Source organism: Leifsonia sp. NCR5, from assembly GCF_002105485.1.
In the GTDB taxonomy this organism is placed as follows: domain Bacteria; phylum Actinomycetota; class Actinomycetes; order Actinomycetales; family Microbacteriaceae; genus Leifsonia.
In genome coordinates this window covers 93,466-108,828 of sequence record NZ_NCSR01000009.1, presented here as the reverse complement: position 1 = coordinate 108,828, position 15,363 = coordinate 93,466, and the positions used below count along the sequence as shown (strand labels likewise).

Here is a 15,363-nt window from a genome sequence, read left to right as displayed (position 1 = left end):
CGAGACGGCCCGACAGCACCCAGCTGCCGGGTCGTCGCGTCGTTCAGAACAAAGCGCCCGGGCCCCGCAGCACCCCGGATGCCGCCGCCCCGGCCAGGATCGCCGCCAGCACGGCGAGCGAGACGGCGAAGTACACGGCGTCCGCCCTGCCGAGCGGGACCGGCCGCCAGACAGTCCTCGGGCTGCGGCCGAGTCCGCGCAGCTCCAGCGTGCCGGCCACCCGTTCTCCCCGGCGGATCGAGCCGACGAGCAGCGCGAACACCGCGGCGGCCAGCAGGCGCGGTCGCGCCCTGCGTCGTCCGGAGCGGCCGACCGGGCTGCGCACGAGCTGCGCCTGCCTGATCGTCGTCCACTCCGCTCCGAGGTCTTGGAGCATCCGGTATCCGGCGAGGATCGCGTATGTGACGCGCACGCTGAGCCCGGCGTGCTGGTGCAGGCTGTTCACCAGGGCGACGCCGTCTGTCGAGACGAGGAACGCGACGGCGAGCAGGCCGGTTAGCATGGTGCGTCCGGCGAGCGCGAGCCCGACCAGCACGCCCTCGGTCGTGACCCTGAGCATCCCGGCCTGCCAGAGCACGTCGCCCGGCCGGGTGAGGACGTTCACCACGAAGACGCTGACGGCGAAGAGCAGGAATGGCGCGAGCGACCGGGCGAGCGCCGTCACCCGCATCCCGGTGCCGGCCACGACGGCGGCGAACGCCACCAGCAGGAGCACGGCGGGCGTGACGGGGTCGAGCACGAACATCACGGCGACGGACACCACCAGCATCAGTAGGAGCTTGACGCTCGGGTTGCGTCTGGCCAGCGGCGAGTCGGCCACCTCTCGCACGAACGACGCGGTCACGACGGGACCCGCGCCCGGTCGACGGCGGTGACCGCCGCGCGCAGCTGGGCGGCGGTGTCGCAGCGGGCGGCGAACCAGCGCAGCAGCCGGGAGGGATGCACGCCCGCCGCGTCGACCAGGGCCGGCCGGGCGAGGAGCCCGGGCAGGTCGCCGTCGTATGCGATGCCGCCGTCCGCCACGACCACGACGCGGTCGGCCAGAGCGGCGACGAGCCGGAGGTCGTGGCTGGCGAACACGACGGCGCGCCCGGCGTCCGCCGTGCGGCGCAGCACCTCGGCGACGGAGACCGTGTCCCTCCTGTCCAGACCGAAGGTCGGCTCGTCCGCCAGCAGCACGCCGCGGGCATGGGCGAGCATCGCCGCGAGGCTCAGGCGGCGCTTCTCCCCGCCGGACAGCTGGTGCGGGTGCCGCTGGGCGAGCGCGGTGAGGCGGTGCTCGGCGAGCACGCCCTGCACGTCGAGGCGTCGGAGGCTCCGCGCATCCAGGCCGTAGACCAGTTCGCGCTCGACCGTGCCGGCGACGAACTGGTGCTCCGGATTCTGGAAGACGAGCGCGGGACGGTCGCCCTCCACCCGCCCGGCGAGCGGCCGGAGCAGCCCGGCGAGCGTGCGCAGCACCGTCGACTTGCCCGCGCCGTTGGCGCCCAGCACCGCGACCGTCTCCCCGGCGTGCACGGCGAGGTCGATGCCGGAGACCGCCGGGGCGCCGCGGCGGCCCGCTGTGACGCCCACCGCCGTGAGCACCGCGTCGCCGAGCGGGCGCCCGGCCGCCTCCGCTTCCGCCTCTGCCCGCTCCGGGATGCACGAGGAGAGGAAGTCGTCGAACGTCCCGTCCTCCACGCGGCCCTCCCTGCCCGTGATGGCCTGCAGCTCGGTGTCGAGCGGCAGCCAGCAGCCGAGCGAATGCAGCCGCGCTGCGTTGGGGGAGAGGACGGCGTCGGTCGGTCCGTCCATCAGCACCGTCCCGTCGTCGCCGACCGCGACGGCCCGCTCCGGCAGCCCGGCCGTCCCCGCGTCGCCCGCGAACTCGTCCAGCCGGTGCTCGACCAGCACGACGGCCGGGCTCGTCTCGCGCACCGCGTCGTCGATCGCCTGCCGGACGGCGCGCACGCCGCGCGCATCGAGCATCGAGGTCGGCTCGTCGAGCAGCAGCACGGGCGGTTCGCCGACCACGGCGGCGGCCAGCGCCACCCGCTGCAGCTCGCCGCCGGACAGCTCCGCCGTCGAGCGCCCCTCGAGCGCCGCGGCCCCCGCCAGCCGGAGGGCGGAGCGCACCCTGCCGTCGATCTCGGAGGGAGGCACCGCCGCGTTCTCCAGGACCAGGGCGAGTTCGGCATCCACCTGGGGGAGGCACACGCCCGCAGCGGGATCCTGACCGACCATCCCGATGACGGGGGAGCGCTCCACCACGGTGCTCGCCTCCGTGACGCCGTCGCCGATCCGCACGGACCCGTCGAGCACGGCGTGGACGCTGTGCGGGATGCTCCCCGCCAGCACCTGCAGCAGCGTCGACTTGCCGGAGCCGGACGGCCCGAACACCAGCACGCGCTCACCGGCGGCGACCCGGAGGTCCACGCCGTTCAGCACGGGATGCTCCTGCCGCCGGTAGCGGACGGCGACGGCGTCGAGCGCGATCACCTGGCCGCCGCCGCGTCCCGTCCGATGGCGAAGTTGTCGACGGCGCCGGTGCGCTCCACCGCCCGCACCAGCACCTTCGCGAGCAGCCCGCCGATGATGGCGCCGGACAGCACCTGGATGATCAGCCTGGTCCAGAACAGGTCGGTGCCGTACCAGCCCGCCCGGAACGCCGAGTAGAAGAACACCGCACCGGCCCCGAGCGCGCCGGACAGCGTGTACCGCAGCCAGCCGAACCGCCGGTAGCGCCCGGCCGCGAACGGCAGCTCGCTGCCAGCACCCTGGATCGCGGCCGCGATCAGCAGCGTCGGCCCGACGGCCGAGCCGAGGAACACCACCTCGATCACGGAGGCGATCACCTCCGCCAGCACGCCGGCGAACGGCCGCCGCACGATCGCGATGGCGAGCGGCGCCACCAGCAGCCAGCCACCGAGCAGCACGTGCTGCACCAGGTCGCCGAACGGTCCGGCCAGCGCGGACAGGGCGATCCAGCCCTGCACCAGCGCCCAGTAGAGAAAGCCGAAGACGACCCCGAGCACGACGACCAGCATCAGATCGCGCAGCGACCAGCCTCGCCGGACACCGGCGCTCATCGGGTCACGCTCGGGCTATTGACGGAGATGGTGGCGTGCGTCGTCACGTGCGCGACGGAGCGGCCGACCGCCGCCCAGGTGCCGGCGATGGTGCCGACGATGTCTCCGACGTCGCCGGAGAGCCTGGTGACGTAGTGGTCGCTGCCGACGTACGTGCCCTTCGCTTTCGCGTCGTCGATGGCCGCGTAGATGTCGCGCATGTGGTCGGCGGTGCGCTCAGGGGTGCCGTGGTCGTCGAGCGGGTAGAGCGCCCACTGGGCCAGCGCATCCATGCCGGTCTGCGGCACGTCCAGCGGGGCGTCCGAGAACACCGGGGGATGCTCCGGACGCTCGCAGGTGACCTCGCCCGGGCAGCCGCGGGAGAGCATCACGGTGGCGACGACATGGTGGCCGCCGGCGGAGGCGGCGGAGATCAGGGCGCTGAAGTAGCGCGCGATGTCCTGCTCGTGGCCGGTGACCCAGGTGCTGATCGGGTCGGTCTCGACCGTCAGCCCGGTGCTCGGCGTCGCGTCGAGAGCGCCGAGGATGACCTCGACGTAGTCGTCGCTCATCACCGAGAGGGTGATCCTGCCGCCGACGCCGAACGCGCGCGGCTCGATGGGTGGGGTGGGTGTTGCGTGCACTGTCGTGCCCTTCCTGTCGGAGGTGGGGCACGGGAAACACCGTCGCGGACGCGACGATATGCGAGAATTCAGCCTCCCTGCGCTGGCATGATCCAGATCAGGTTCGACGGTCGAAGCGTTCGACGCTTCCTCTCAGCCCGGTTCACCGGACTCCCGTGTTCGGGACCACCTTAGCGCGGTCCCGGACACGGTGCGTACGTCACGGCGCGTGCGTCACACGTACGACGCGCGGATCTCCCCGACCTGCTCGCCGCGGCCGTACACCGCGAGGTCGAGTCTCGGAGCGATGGCGTCGACCGCCTGGCGCTCGATCGCCCCGGCGTCCGCCAGCAGCGACAGGGCGACGATGCTCGCCGCGCGCAGGCTGCCGTCGAGGATCTTGAGCGCGACGGTGGTGCCGTCGAGGGCGGCCATCACCATCACGCCCTCTGCGCCGAGCTTGGCGAAGACGCCGAGCTCGTCGATCACCAGGGTGTTGGCGCGGCCGGGGCCGTCGATCGCCCAGCCGTTCGCCAGTACCGCGTTCTTGAGCGTCGCCGCGTTGCGGTAGAGCGCGAACGGGGAGCCCTCCGATGCGGTGGCGATGCGCTGGATGCCGCGGGCGAGGGTGCTGAGGGCCATCGCGAACACCGGGGCTCCGCAGCCGTCGATGCCGGTCGCGACGACCTTGTCCCCTGTCAGCCGCTCGACCACATCCCGCACCTGCTGCTGCATGGGGTGCTGCGGGTCGAGGTAGCTCTCGGTGGGCCAGCCGTTGACCATGCAGGCCAGCAGCATGGCGGCGTGCTTGCCCGAGCAGTTCATGAACAGCGGCTGCTTGTGGTCGCCCGCCCGGATCGCGTCGTCGCGCGCCGCGGTGTCGAGCGGCCAGTCGTTCGGACACTGCAAGGCGTCCTCGGTGAGCTGCGCCTGCGCGAGCAGGCCGCGCACGACGGACAGGTGGGCGGGCGTCCCTCCGTGGCTGGCCGTGGCGAGCACGGCCGCGGCGCCCTCCAGCGGGACGCCGGCGCCCATGACCGCGATGGCCTGGAACGGCTTCATGCTCGACCGGGGGAAGACGGGAGCGCTCGGTGCGCCGAGCGACCGGACGACGCTGCCGTCCGGTCCGAGCACGATGGCGGAGCCGACGTGACGGGACTCGATGAAACCGCTGCGCTCGACGACCGCCAGCTCGACGGCCTCCTCGCCGGTGAAGACCGCGGGGCTCACAGGGCGGAGAAGGCGTCGTCGAGCACCTGGACGGCGTCGGCGATCAGCGCGTCGGAGACGGCCAGGCTGGGCAGGAAGCGGAGGACGTTCCCGTACGTTCCCGCCGACAGGACGAGCAGCCCGTGCTGGGCCGCGTACGCCACGATTGCCGTGACGGCCTCGGGGTTCGGCTCCTTGCTCGTGGATGCCGTGCCCGGCTGCACGAGCTCGATCGCCAGCATCGCGCCGATGCCGCGCACGTCGCCGATGATGTCGTACTTCTCCTGCAGGGCGAGCAGCGCGGGCTTGAGGGAGTTCTCGATGCGCTTGCCCTCGGCGAGGAGGTGGTTCTTCTCGATCGACTCGAACACCGCGACGGCGGCCGCGGCGGCGACGGGGTTGCCGCCGAACGTGCCGCCGAGCCCGCCGGGCTGCGCGGAGTCCATGATCTCGGCGCGGCCGGTGACCGCAGCGAGGGGGAGCCCGCCGGCGATGCCCTTGGCGCTCAGCACCAGGTCGGGCACGAGACCGAAGTGCTCGCTGGCGTAGTACGCACCCGTGCGCGCCATGCCGCTCTGGATCTCGTCGGCGATGAACACGACGCCGTTGGCCGTGCACCACTCCTGCAGCGCGGGCAGGTAGCCGTCAGCAGGAACCATGAAGCCGCCCTCGCCCTGAATGGGCTCGGCGACGAGGCAGGCGAGGTCGGATGCGCCGACGACCTTCTCGAGGTATGCGATGGTGCGCGCTGCCGCCTCCGCACCGCTGAGACCGTCGTGATACGGGTACGAGCTGGGGGCGTGGTAGACGTCGCCGGCGAACGGGCCGAAGCCGGTCGCATACGGCATCGCCTTGAAGTTCATCGCCATCGTGAGGTTGGTGCGCCCGTGGTACGCGTGGTCGAGCACAGCGACGGCACGGCGGCCGGTGTGCTTGCGGGCGATCTTGACACCGTTCTCCACGGCCTCGGCGCCCGAGTTGACGAGCACCGTCTTCTTGGCGTGGTCGCCCGGCGTGTGCGCGGCGAGCAGCTCGGCGACGCGCACGTACTCCTCGTACGGCGTGATCGTGAAGAGCGTGTGGATGACGTCCTGCAGCTGAGCGGCAGCAGCATCCACGACGGCCGTCTCGGTGTGGCCGACCGTCGTCACGCCGATGCCGGCGCCGAAGTCGACGAACTGGTTGCCGTCGACGTCGACCAGGATGGCGCCGTTCGCCTTGGCGATGTAGACGGGAAGGGTGGACGAGACGCCGGTGGGAACCACTGCCAGGCGTCGCTGGTGCAGCTCCTGGGACTTCGGGCCGGGTACGGCCGTGACGATTCGGCGTTCTTGCGCAACGCTGTAAACGGGCGCGCTGGTGCTCAGAGTGTCGGTCATGATGAGACGAGTTTAGCTCCGGTGGCAGAATCGGACCATGAGGCTCGAGCACAGCTACGCGATCGACATCGAATGGACCGGCAACCGCGGAACCGGGACGAGCGGCTACAAGGACTACGGGCGGGAGCACGTCGTCACGGCCGAGGGGAAGCACCCCATCGAGGGCTCGGCCGACCGCACGTTCTTCGGCGACCGCGACCGCTGGAACCCCGAGGAACTGCTGCTCGCGGCGCTCAGCCAGTGCCACATGCTCAGCTATCTTGCCGAGGCGGCACTGGCCGGGGTCGTCGTGGTGGGATACACGGATGCAGCGACCGGAGTGATGGAGCAGACCGGCAACGGGGGAGGCCACTTCACCAGCGCCACCCTGCGCCCGCGCGTCACGATCGCCGACCCTGCTCAGGCCGAGCTGGCCGCCTCCCTGCACGCCCCTGCCGCGGCCAAGTGCTTCATCGCGGCGTCGGTGAACTTCCCCGTCGCCCACGCCCCCGAAATCCTCACCCTCGCCTGATCACTACGCGTGGCGGGTGCGGGCTGTGGTGGGGACGGCGGCGGGCGCGGACGCGCGCTCTTCCTCTGCCCAGCGGTGGATGGCGGCCGCCCAGCGGCCGTCGCGGGTGAGCGGTGGAGGCTGCTCGGTGCCGGAGTCGCGGCGGGCGCGGAGCAGTGCCTGTTCGCGTTCGCGCTCGCCGAGTTCGGCGATCGACGTCAGCCACAGAGTGAGCGGATGCATGATAACCACCTAACTTGTTTTGGTGGTTAGAGCATACCGTAACCAGTTATCGAGTTACAATGGTTACATGCGTACGAATGCAGTCGAGCTCGGTGCCGACCTCCTGGTCGACTTCCTCAACACCTACGACGTCGAGGACGGCGTCGACGCCATCGACGACGCCGCCGGATTCGCCGCCTGGGCGGAGGCGCGCGGCGTCGAGCCCGGCGACACCGAGGAGGCCAGGCGGGTGCGGGATGCGCTGCGGTCCGTGATCGACGGGGACGCCGCATCCCTGCCGTCCGTCGAGCTGGAGACCACCTGCGGGGAGCGCAGCGTCGGGCTCACCGCCCGCACCGCTGCGCAGGCGGCGGTCGCGAGCTCGGTCATCCTGAGCATCCAGGGCAGGCTCGAACGCGTGAAGTTGTGCGGGGCGGACGACTGCCGCTGGGCGTTCTACGACAAGTCGCGCAACGGATCACGCACCTGGTGCAGCATGGGCGTCTGCGGCAACAGGCAGAAGGCGCGCACCTACCGCTCGAAGGCGACGGATGCGGAAGCCGACACCGACGCCGCCGACGCTACCGACGCTCGGGGTGGAACGCCCGCTTGACGCGCTCGACCGCGTTGGCCGGGGGAGCCTCGTTGTACCGCTCGGCCAGCTCCTGCCCGGTGAGCCCGTGGATGGCCGCCATGATCTCGTCCGTCGCCTGACGGCGAGCGCGACCAGACTCCGCCGACCCGTATTTGCTTACGTCGATCGGCTCGCCGAACTTCACCGTGAACTTCCGGATGCGCGGCACCTTCGAGCCCACCGGCTGCAACTCGTTCGTGCCGATCAGGCCCACCGGCACGACCAGTGCGCCCGTGGTGAGGGCGAGCCAGGCGACGCCCGTCCGCCCCTTGTACAGACGTCCGTCGAGCGAGCGCGTGCCCTCCGGGTACAGCGCGAACGCCGCTCCGGTGTCGATGATCCGCTTGGACTGCTCCAGCGCATCCTGAGCGGCCTGCCCTGCGCCGCGCTCGACGCCGACGGCTCCGATCGCCGTGAAGAACGTGCGGGACACCCAGCCCTTGAAACCGGTGCCCTCGAAGTAGTGCGACTTGGCGAGGAACTGCACGCGCCGCGGAGCCATCAGCGGGATGACGATGCTGTCGATGAACGACAGGTGGTTGCTCGCCAGGATGATCTTGCCGGTGCGCGGCACGTTCTTGCGGCCGATGATCGTCGGCCGGTAGAGCAGCCGGGCGATGGGCCCGATGACCGAGCGCCCGAGCAGGTAGACGAAACCGGGCTTCTTCACCTCGGTCGTCCCATCGTCGGGTGCGGTCTGTGTCACGGATACGAGCGTAGTCTCGGGTGTATTCCGCGAACGGAATGCGTGCGGCCTCACCCGCCGTCGAACGGCCGGACCGGTTCGCAGCCGAACCCGCCGGTGTAGATCAGGCAGGCCGGGACGAACCCGGTGAACCGCACAGCGAGGGGCGAGCCGAACCAGGCGTTGTACAGCCGGGAGAAGTTGAGGTTGCCGAAGGTGGAGCACGCGCCGGCCGGTCCCGTCGGCTTCGCCAGGGTCTCGGCGTTCGGCTGGTACGGCGTGTAGTTGTAGAGGTTGGCCGTCGCCTGGTTGGCGATGGTCACCGTGCTCGTGCCGCAGGTGGCGTCCGGGTGGTACTGGATGCTGTTCTTGCCGATCCGGTATCGCCAGTCACCGGGATGCACGGTGTACTCCCGGAACTGCCACGCCGCCCGGTACACCTGGTTGAAGAACCCGAAGAACTTCGCGTCGCACTCCGCGGTGTCCGGGCACGCGTATCCCGTTGCCTTCTGGTATCCGGATGCGCTCGGCGCGGTGAGCAGCGACTGCTCCTTCTGCAGCAGCACGAGCAGCACCCGCGGGCTGATCGTGCACGCGGCGGCGACCCGCGCGATGACGTTGCTCGCCCGCTCGTTGCGCTGGCCGCGGAGCGCCGTGCAGCGCTCGGGGGAGGCCGCGACATCCGGGGTGTCGACGCGGTAGCGCGACAGGCAGGGCACGCCGTCCTTGGGTTTGCACGGGCGAGCAGCCAGGAACTTCTGGATGTCGGCCTGCGTCATCGAGTTCGGGTTGAAGAAACTGTCGTCGCTGATGATGTCGCCGGGATCGAACGACGCCTTCTGCTCGGCGAACACGCCGACGGCGGGCACCAGGGTGAAGACGGCGGCCAGGGCGGCCACCCCGGAGAGTGCGCGCCACCGTCGGCGAAGGAATCCCACGTCAGGCTCAGCCGAAGGTGGCGAGGGCTTCTTCGATCACGGACGCCGCGTCGTCGATCAGCTCCTCGCTGATGACGACCGACGGCAGCAGGCGCAACACGCTGTCCCAGCTTCCGGCGTCGAGCGGGATGACGCCGTTCGCGGTCGCGTGCGCGAGGATCGCCTTCAGCGCATCCGGGTTCGGGGTCTTCGTGCCTGGGATGACCAGCTCGACGCCGAACATCGCGCCCTTGCCGCGCACCTCGCCGACCACGGCGAAGCGGTCCGCCCAGTCGCCGATGCGCGCCCAGAGCGCCTTCTCGACCCGCTGCGCCTCGGCGAGCAGGTCCTCTTTCTCGAAGACATCGAAGACGGCGAGCGCTGCCGCGGTGGAGACCGGGTTGCCGCCGAACGTTCCTCCGATGCCGCCCGGCTGCACAGCATCCATGATCTCGGCGCGGCCGGTGACCGCCGCGAGCGGGAAGCCGCCCGCGATGCCCTTGGCGCTCGTGACGAGGTCGGGGACGACGCCGTGGTGCTCGATCGAGTACCACGTGCCCGTTCGGCCGATACCCGCCTGGATCTCGTCGGCGACGAAGACGATGCCGTTCTCCGTGCAGAACTCGGACAGCCGCTTGAAGTATCCGGGGGCCGGGATGATGATGCCGCCGTCGCCCTGGATCGGCTCGACGAACAGCGCCGCCAGCTCGGTGGCTCCGATGTGGGTGTTGATGTAGTCGATGGTGCGCTCTGCCGCCTCCTCGCCCGTCATCCCCTCCGGGTCGCGGAACGGGTAGCTGATCGGCACGCTGTAGATCTCGCCGGGGAACGGGCCCATCCCTGCGCGCTCCGGCCAGGGCCGGTACGTCATCGCCATCGTCAGGTTGGTGCGGCCGTGGAAGGCGTGGTCGAGCGTGGCGATGGCGCGGCGGCCGGTGAACTTGCGGGCGATCTTCACCGCGTTCTCGACGGCCTCCGCGCCCGAGTTGACCAGGATGCTGTGCTTCTCGAAGTCGCCGGGGGTGATCTCGGCCAGCTTCTCGGCGACGCGCACGTAGTTCTCGTACGGCGTGACCGTGAACAGGGTGTGCGTGAGCTTCGACGCCTGCTCGAACGCGGCGGCGGCGACCTCGGGATGCGCGTGACCGATGGTCGTCACGCCGATGCCGCAGCCGAGGTCGATCAGCCTGTTGCCGTCGACGTCGACCAGGATCGCTCCGGAGCCCGACTCCATGTAGATGTTCGCGAGGGTGCCCGCCCCGCGGCTGACCGACGCGACCCTGCGCTCCTGCAGCTCGATGGAGCGAGGGCCGGGAAGAGCGGTGACGAGGTTGCGGGTCTGCGGGACCGAGAATTCGCGAGTCATGTGTTCCATCGTATGCGGCGCTCGCTGTCAGGTTGGGCAAAGGAGGATGCGGCAGACTGGGTACTCCTGCCCGCATTCCGGAAAGTATCACTGTGCGCAAAACTCTCTCGATCGTCACCGCCGCCCTCGTCGTGGCCGGGCTCGCCGCCTGCAGCTCGGGGGCGCCGAACGCTTCGGCGACACCGGATGCGAACGGTTGCCTGAACATCCAGCCGGGAGACACGTCGAAGTCGATCACGGTGGATGGGAAGTTCGGTGCGACGCCGAAGGTCACCATCCCGACGCCGCTGAAGACCACGGACATCGAGCGCAGCGTCGTGATCAAGGGCAACGGAGCCATGGTCAAGGGCGGAGACAGCATCGGCATCGCGCTGGTCGCGTACAACGGCACCACCGGCAAGGAGCTGACGCCCGCCGCCGGGTTCGACGGCCAGCCGGCGCAGTCGATCAAGGTGGACGACAAGGCGTTCGTCCCTGGGCTCGTCCGCGCCGTCGAGTGCCTGCCGCTCAAGTCGCGCGTCGTGCTCACCTCCACCACCAAGGAGGCCTTCGGCGATGCGGACGTCTCGTCGCTCAAGCTCAAGGCCAGCGACCCTGTCGTCTTCGTCGCCGACCTCGTCGAGAAAGAGCCGACCAGGGCCACCGGCAAGTCCGTCACTCCGCCTGAGGGCTTCCCGACGGTGAAGCTCGCGAAGGATGGCGCGCCGACGGTCACCATCCCGAAGACCGACCCGCCCACCGAGACGAAGATCGGCGTCCTCAAGCAGGGCGACGGCGCTGAGGTGAAGGCTACGGACACGGTCACCATCCAGTACTCCGGCCTGCTCTGGCGCAATGGCCAGGTCTTCGACTCCACATGGGCGAAGGGGCAGGCATACTCCGGCGTCGCCTCCCAGTTCGTCCCCGGATTCACCAAGGCTCTCGTCGGCCAGAAGGTCGGCTCGCAGATCATCGCGATCATCCCGCCCGCCGACGGCTACGGAAGCAAGGGCAACGGCGACATCAAGGGCACGGACACGATGGTGTTCGTGGTCGACATCCTGAAAGCCGTCGGCTAGCACCGCTGATACGCCGGGTTCCGTAGGCTGGACCCGTGCGCAGAGTCATCATCCTCGGTTCCACCGGTTCGATCGGCACCCAAGCCCTCGACGTCATCCAGGCGAACCCCGACCGCTTCACCGTGGTCGGGCTCACCGCCGGCAGCAACGCGGACGAGCTCGCCGCGCAGGCCGAGCGGTTCGGGGTGCGGGAGACCGCGCTCGGGGCCGACGACTCCGAGCGGCTGGTGCGCGGCGTCGAGGCCGATGTCGTGCTCAACGGGATCACCGGCTCCGTCGGCCTGGGCCCGACGCTCGCCGCGCTGGAGACGGGCGCGAGCCTGGCACTCGCCAACAAGGAGTCGCTGATCGTGGGCGGAGCGCTCGTGAAGGCGGCGGCCGCCCCTGGGCAGATCGTCCCCGTCGACTCCGAGCACTCCGCCATCGCGCAGGCGCTGCGTTCCGGCACGCACAGCGAGGTGCGGCGGCTGGTGCTGACCGCATCCGGTGGGCCGTTCCGGGGCAGAAGCCGCGCATCCCTCGCGGACGTCACCCCCGGGGAGGCGCTCGCGCACCCCACCTGGGACATGGGACTCGTCGTCACCACGAACTCGTCGACCCTGGTCAACAAGGGGCTCGAAGTGATCGAGGCGCACCTGCTGTTCGATGTGCCGTACGACAGGATCGAGGTGACGGTGCACCCGCAGTCCGTCATCCACTCGATGGTGGAGTTCGTGGACGGCTCGACCATCGCGCAGGCTTCTCCTCCGGACATGCGGCTCCCGATCTCGCTCGGCCTCCACTGGCCGAACCGGGTGCCGGGCGTCGGCGTCCCCCTCGACTGGACCGCCGCGCACAGCTGGACCTTCGAGCCGCTCGACGCCGAGGCGTTCCCCGCCGTCGCGCTGGCGAAACGCGTCGGAGAGGCGGGGGAGACGTACCCGGCCGTGTTCAACGCCGCGAACGAGCAGGCCGTCGCCGCCTTCCACGCCGGGGCCATCGGCTACCTCGACATCGTCGACACCGTCGAACGGGTGGTGGAGGCGCACCGCCCGGCCGGCGAGCTCACCCGCGAGAGCCTCGCGGAGGCCGAGCGCTGGGCGCGGGATGCCGCCGACCGGTTGATCGCCGCCGCATAGCTTTACCGCATAGCTTTCCCCCGGCTGGTTCCAAGCTGATCGCGGCTAGCCTGTAGCCGTGGAATCCGTGCTGCTCTTCGTCCTCGGCGTCGTCATCATCCTGGTGGGCGTCGCACTGTCGATCGCGCTGCACGAGATCGGCCACCTCGTGCCGGCGAAGCTGTTCGGCGTCAAGGTGACGCAGTACATGATCGGCTTCGGCAAGACGCTGTTCTCGTTCCGTCGCGGCGAGACGGAGTACGGCGTGAAGGCCATCCCGCTCGGCGGCTACATCTCCATGATCGGGATGTTCCCCCCTGGCAAGGAGGGCGGCTCCGGCCGCAACGCCACCACCGGGTTCATGCAGTCGATGGCCCAGGATGCGCGGTCGGCGAGCGCAGAGACCGTGCTCGTCGGCGAGGAGAACCGCACCTTCTACAAGCTGCCGGTGTGGAAGCGCATCATCATCATGTTCGGCGGACCGTTCATGAACCTCCTCATCGGCGTCGTGCTGTTCGGCGTGCTGCTGATGGGCTTCGGCACCGCGCAGCAGTCGACGACGGTGGCGACCGTGAGCCAGTGTGTCATCGCGTCGAACAGCGCACGCCAGACCTGCGCGGCCGACGATCCCACCGCACCGGCCGCCGCGGCGGGCATCGAGCCGGGCGACACCATTGTGAGCATCGACGGCACGCCGATCACCAGCTGGGCGCAGTCCACCAAGATCATCCGCGAGTCCGCCGACCGCACCCTCTCCGTCGTCGTCCTGCGCGACGGCGCACAGAAGACGCTGACCCTCACCCCCAAGACCAACACGGTCGCCAAGACCGACGCATCCGGTGCCGTCGTCAAGGACGCGGACGGCAAGGTCGCAACGCTCACCGCCGGATTCGCCGGCATCGGGTCGCTGCAGAAGCTGGTGCCGCAGCCGATCACCTCGGTGCTCCCGGCGGTCGGGGCGCAGACCGGCGAGGTCGTCGGCGTGATCATCCACCTGCCGCAGCGCATGGTCGACGTCTGGAACGCGGCGTTCGGCTCGGGGGAGCGCGACCCGAACGGGCCGGTGAGCCTGGTCGGCATCGGGCGGGCGGCCGGTGAACTCACGGCGCTCGACGGCGTACCGGTGATCGACAAGGTGTACTCGATGATCGGGATCCTGGCGTCCCTGAACATCGCCCTGTTCGTCTTCAACCTCATCCCGTTGCTCCCGCTCGACGGCGGACACATCGCCGGGGCGGCGTGGGAGGGCATCCGGCGCACGTTCGCGAAGCTGTTCAAGCGTCGCGACCCCGGGCCCGTCGACATGGCCAAGCTGATGCCGCTGACCTTCGCGGTCGTGATCGTCCTCGGCGGGATGAGCGTGCTGCTGATGTACGCGGACATCGTCAAGCCGATCAACCTGTTCGGCTAGGCACCGCACACCCCGCGCCCAGCCGGTTCCCAAACAGCCGCGTAGGATTGGGGACGTGGCAGCAATCAACCTGGGGATGCCGAAGGTTCCCGAAACACTCGCACCCCGACGCAAGTCCCGTCAGATCAAGGTCGGCAAGGTCCTCGTCGGCGGCGACGCCCCGATCAGCGTCCAGTCGATGACCACGACGCCGACCACCAACATCAACGCGACCCTGCAGCAGATCGCCGAGCTCACCGCATCCGGATGCGACATCGTCCGGGTGGCCGTGCCGAGCCGCGACGACGCGGAGGCGCTGCCGATCATCGCGAAGAAGAGCCAGATCCCGGTCATCGCGGACATCCACTTCCAGCCCAACTACGTCTACGCGGCCATCGACGCCGGATGCGCGGCCGTGCGCGTCAACCCGGGCAACATCCGCAAGTTCGACGACCAGGTCGGCAAGATCGCCGCAGCCGCCAAGGCCGCGGGCGTCTCGCTGCGCATCGGCGTCAACGCCGGATCGCTCGAACCCAGCCTGCTGCAGAAGTACGGCAAGGCCACGCCGGAGGCGCTCGTCGAGAGCGCGGTCTGGGAGGCGAGCCTGTTCGAGGAGCACGACTTCCACGACTTCAAGATCTCGGTCAAGCACAACGACCCGATCGTGATGGTCAAGGCGTACCGCCAGCTCGCCGAGCGCGGCGACTGGCCCCTCCACCTCGGTGTCACGGAGGCCGGGCCGGAGTTCCAGGGCACGATCAAGTCGGCGACGGCGTTCGGCATCCTGCTCTCCGAGGGCATCGGCGACACGATCCGCGTCTCGCTCTCCGCTCCTCCCGCGCAGGAGGTCAAGGTCGGCCTGCAGATCCTGCAGTCACTCAACCTCCGCGAGCGCAAGCTTGAGATCGTCTCCTGCCCGAGCTGCGGACGCGCGCAGGTGGATGTGTACAAGCTCGCCAACGACGTCACCTCCGGCCTCGAAGGCATGAGCGTCCCGCTGCGCGTCGCCGTCATGGGCTGCGTCGTCAACGGACCGGGCGAGGCCCGCGAGGCCGACCTGGGTGTCGCATCCGGCAACGGCAAGGGCCAGATCTTCGTCAAGGGCGAGGTCATCAAGACCGTGCCGGAGGCCGAGATCGTGCAGACCCTGATCGCCGAGGCCAACCGCCTCGCGGCCGAGATGCCCGACGTGACCTCCGGTGAGCCGACGGTCACGGTGGGCGCGCACTAGGCGCGACGCTCC

Annotated in this window: 16 protein-coding genes and 1 riboswitch; of the genes, 6 read left to right on the top strand and 10 right to left on the bottom strand. The window is 70.1% G+C overall.

Annotation, left to right across the window (positions count from 1 at the left end):
* Positions 1 to 43 precede the first annotated feature (43 nt).
* From B7438_RS09730 to gabT, 6 genes are all read right to left on the bottom strand, one after another.
* A complete protein-coding gene (locus tag B7438_RS09730) occupies positions 44 to 844 on the bottom strand; it encodes an energy-coupling factor transporter transmembrane protein EcfT (RefSeq protein ID WP_085369352.1) in 801 nt (266 codons plus the stop codon).
* Positions 841 to 2,481 (bottom strand): ABC transporter ATP-binding protein, encoded by a 1,641-nt coding sequence (locus B7438_RS09725; protein ID WP_085369351.1) that lies wholly within the window; start codon positions 2,479 to 2,481, stop codon positions 841 to 843. The genes B7438_RS09730 and B7438_RS09725 overlap by 4 nt, the downstream gene beginning before the upstream one ends.
* Positions 2,478 to 3,071: an ECF transporter S component gene (locus B7438_RS09720; protein ID WP_085369350.1), complete on the bottom strand. Its 594-nt coding sequence runs from the start codon at positions 3,069 to 3,071 to the stop codon at positions 2,478 to 2,480. Before B7438_RS09720 ends, B7438_RS09725 begins: the two co-directional genes overlap by 4 nt.
* A complete protein-coding gene (locus B7438_RS09715) occupies positions 3,068 to 3,694 on the bottom strand; it encodes a Ykof family thiamine-binding protein (protein WP_256921958.1) in 627 nt (208 codons plus the stop codon). Before B7438_RS09715 ends, B7438_RS09720 begins: the two co-directional genes overlap by 4 nt.
* 57 nt (positions 3,695 to 3,751) lie before the next feature.
* Positions 3,752 to 3,861: riboswitch (TPP riboswitch) on the bottom strand.
* 46 nt (positions 3,862 to 3,907) lie between these two features.
* Entirely contained in the window at positions 3,908 to 4,903 is a 996-nt protein-coding gene (locus tag B7438_RS09710) for an asparaginase (protein ID WP_085369349.1), read from the bottom strand.
* A complete protein-coding gene (gene gabT / locus B7438_RS09705) occupies positions 4,900 to 6,261 on the bottom strand; it encodes a 4-aminobutyrate--2-oxoglutarate transaminase (protein WP_085369348.1) in 1,362 nt (453 codons plus the stop codon). Before gabT ends, B7438_RS09710 begins: the two co-directional genes overlap by 4 nt.
* Before the next feature lie 37 nt (positions 6,262 to 6,298).
* On the opposite strand from gabT, the gene B7438_RS09700 reads away from it, so the two are divergent.
* Positions 6,299 to 6,772 (top strand): OsmC family protein, encoded by a 474-nt coding sequence (locus B7438_RS09700; protein WP_085369347.1) that lies wholly within the window; start codon positions 6,299 to 6,301, stop codon positions 6,770 to 6,772.
* A 3-nt stretch (positions 6,773 to 6,775) separates the two neighbouring features.
* On the opposite strand, the gene B7438_RS09695 is transcribed toward B7438_RS09700, so the two are convergent.
* On the bottom strand, positions 6,776 to 6,994 hold the full coding sequence (locus tag B7438_RS09695) for a hypothetical protein (RefSeq protein WP_179150777.1): 219 nt from the start codon (positions 6,992 to 6,994) through the stop codon (positions 6,776 to 6,778).
* Positions 6,995 to 7,061: 67 nt separating this feature from the next.
* On the opposite strand from B7438_RS09695, the gene B7438_RS09690 reads away from it, so the two are divergent.
* A complete protein-coding gene (locus B7438_RS09690; RefSeq protein ID WP_085369346.1) occupies positions 7,062 to 7,586 on the top strand; it encodes a CGNR zinc finger domain-containing protein in 525 nt (174 codons plus the stop codon).
* Here B7438_RS09690 and B7438_RS09685 read toward each other — a convergent pair.
* From B7438_RS09685 to B7438_RS09675, 3 genes are read right to left on the bottom strand one after another with little or no spacing between them, the layout of a single operon-like run.
* Positions 7,555 to 8,313, bottom strand: a complete 759-nt coding sequence (locus tag B7438_RS09685; protein WP_085369345.1) for a 1-acyl-sn-glycerol-3-phosphate acyltransferase — start codon at positions 8,311 to 8,313, stop codon at positions 7,555 to 7,557. The genes B7438_RS09690 and B7438_RS09685 overlap by 32 nt on opposite strands.
* A 50-nt stretch (positions 8,314 to 8,363) precedes the next feature.
* On the bottom strand, positions 8,364 to 9,230 hold the full coding sequence (locus B7438_RS09680; RefSeq protein ID WP_085369344.1) for a hypothetical protein: 867 nt from the start codon (positions 9,228 to 9,230) through the stop codon (positions 8,364 to 8,366).
* 7 nt (positions 9,231 to 9,237) lie between these two features.
* Positions 9,238 to 10,584, bottom strand: coding sequence for an aminotransferase class III-fold pyridoxal phosphate-dependent enzyme (locus B7438_RS09675; RefSeq protein WP_085369343.1), 1,347 nt, complete (start codon positions 10,582 to 10,584; stop codon positions 9,238 to 9,240).
* Positions 10,585 to 10,667: 83 nt separating this feature from the next.
* Here B7438_RS09675 and B7438_RS09670 point away from each other — a divergent pair, with 83 nt between their 5' ends.
* Genes B7438_RS09670 through ispG form a run of 4 tightly spaced genes read left to right on the top strand, consistent with a single transcriptional unit; the run spans position 10,668 to position 15,351 of the window.
* Entirely contained in the window at positions 10,668 to 11,633 is a 966-nt protein-coding gene (locus tag B7438_RS09670) for an FKBP-type peptidyl-prolyl cis-trans isomerase (RefSeq protein WP_256921957.1), read from the top strand.
* Between the two features lie 35 nt (positions 11,634 to 11,668).
* On the top strand, positions 11,669 to 12,751 hold the full coding sequence (locus tag B7438_RS09665; RefSeq protein ID WP_085369342.1) for a 1-deoxy-D-xylulose-5-phosphate reductoisomerase: 1,083 nt from the start codon (positions 11,669 to 11,671) through the stop codon (positions 12,749 to 12,751).
* A 58-nt stretch (positions 12,752 to 12,809) separates the two neighbouring features.
* The gene (locus tag B7438_RS09660) at positions 12,810 to 14,141 is read left to right on the top strand and encodes an RIP metalloprotease (RefSeq protein ID WP_179150776.1); all 1,332 of its coding nucleotides are present in this window, start codon (positions 12,810 to 12,812) and stop codon (positions 14,139 to 14,141) included.
* Positions 14,142 to 14,196: 55 nt separating this feature from the next.
* The gene (gene ispG, locus B7438_RS09655) at positions 14,197 to 15,351 is read left to right on the top strand and encodes a flavodoxin-dependent (E)-4-hydroxy-3-methylbut-2-enyl-diphosphate synthase (RefSeq protein ID WP_179150775.1); all 1,155 of its coding nucleotides are present in this window, start codon (positions 14,197 to 14,199) and stop codon (positions 15,349 to 15,351) included.
* The last annotated feature ends 12 nt before the right edge of the window (positions 15,352 to 15,363 follow it).

Bases quoted from the DNA above. Each gene is read 5' to 3' on its own strand.
- B7438_RS09720 (WP_085369350.1), bottom strand. From the start codon at position 3,071: ATGAGCGCCGGTGTCCGGCGAGGCTGGTCGCTGCGCGATCTGATGCTG.
- gabT (WP_085369348.1), bottom strand. From the start codon at position 6,261: ATGACCGACACTCTGAGCACCAGCGCGCCCGTTTACAGCGTTGCGCAA.
- B7438_RS09700 (WP_085369347.1), top strand. From the start codon at position 6,299: ATGAGGCTCGAGCACAGCTACGCGATCGACATCGAATGGACCGGCAAC.
- B7438_RS09695 (WP_179150777.1), bottom strand. From the start codon at position 6,994: ATGCATCCGCTCACTCTGTGGCTGACGTCGATCGCCGAACTCGGCGAG.
- B7438_RS09690 (WP_085369346.1), top strand. From the start codon at position 7,062: ATGCGTACGAATGCAGTCGAGCTCGGTGCCGACCTCCTGGTCGACTTC.
- B7438_RS09675 (WP_085369343.1), bottom strand. From the start codon at position 10,584: ATGGAACACATGACTCGCGAATTCTCGGTCCCGCAGACCCGCAACCTC.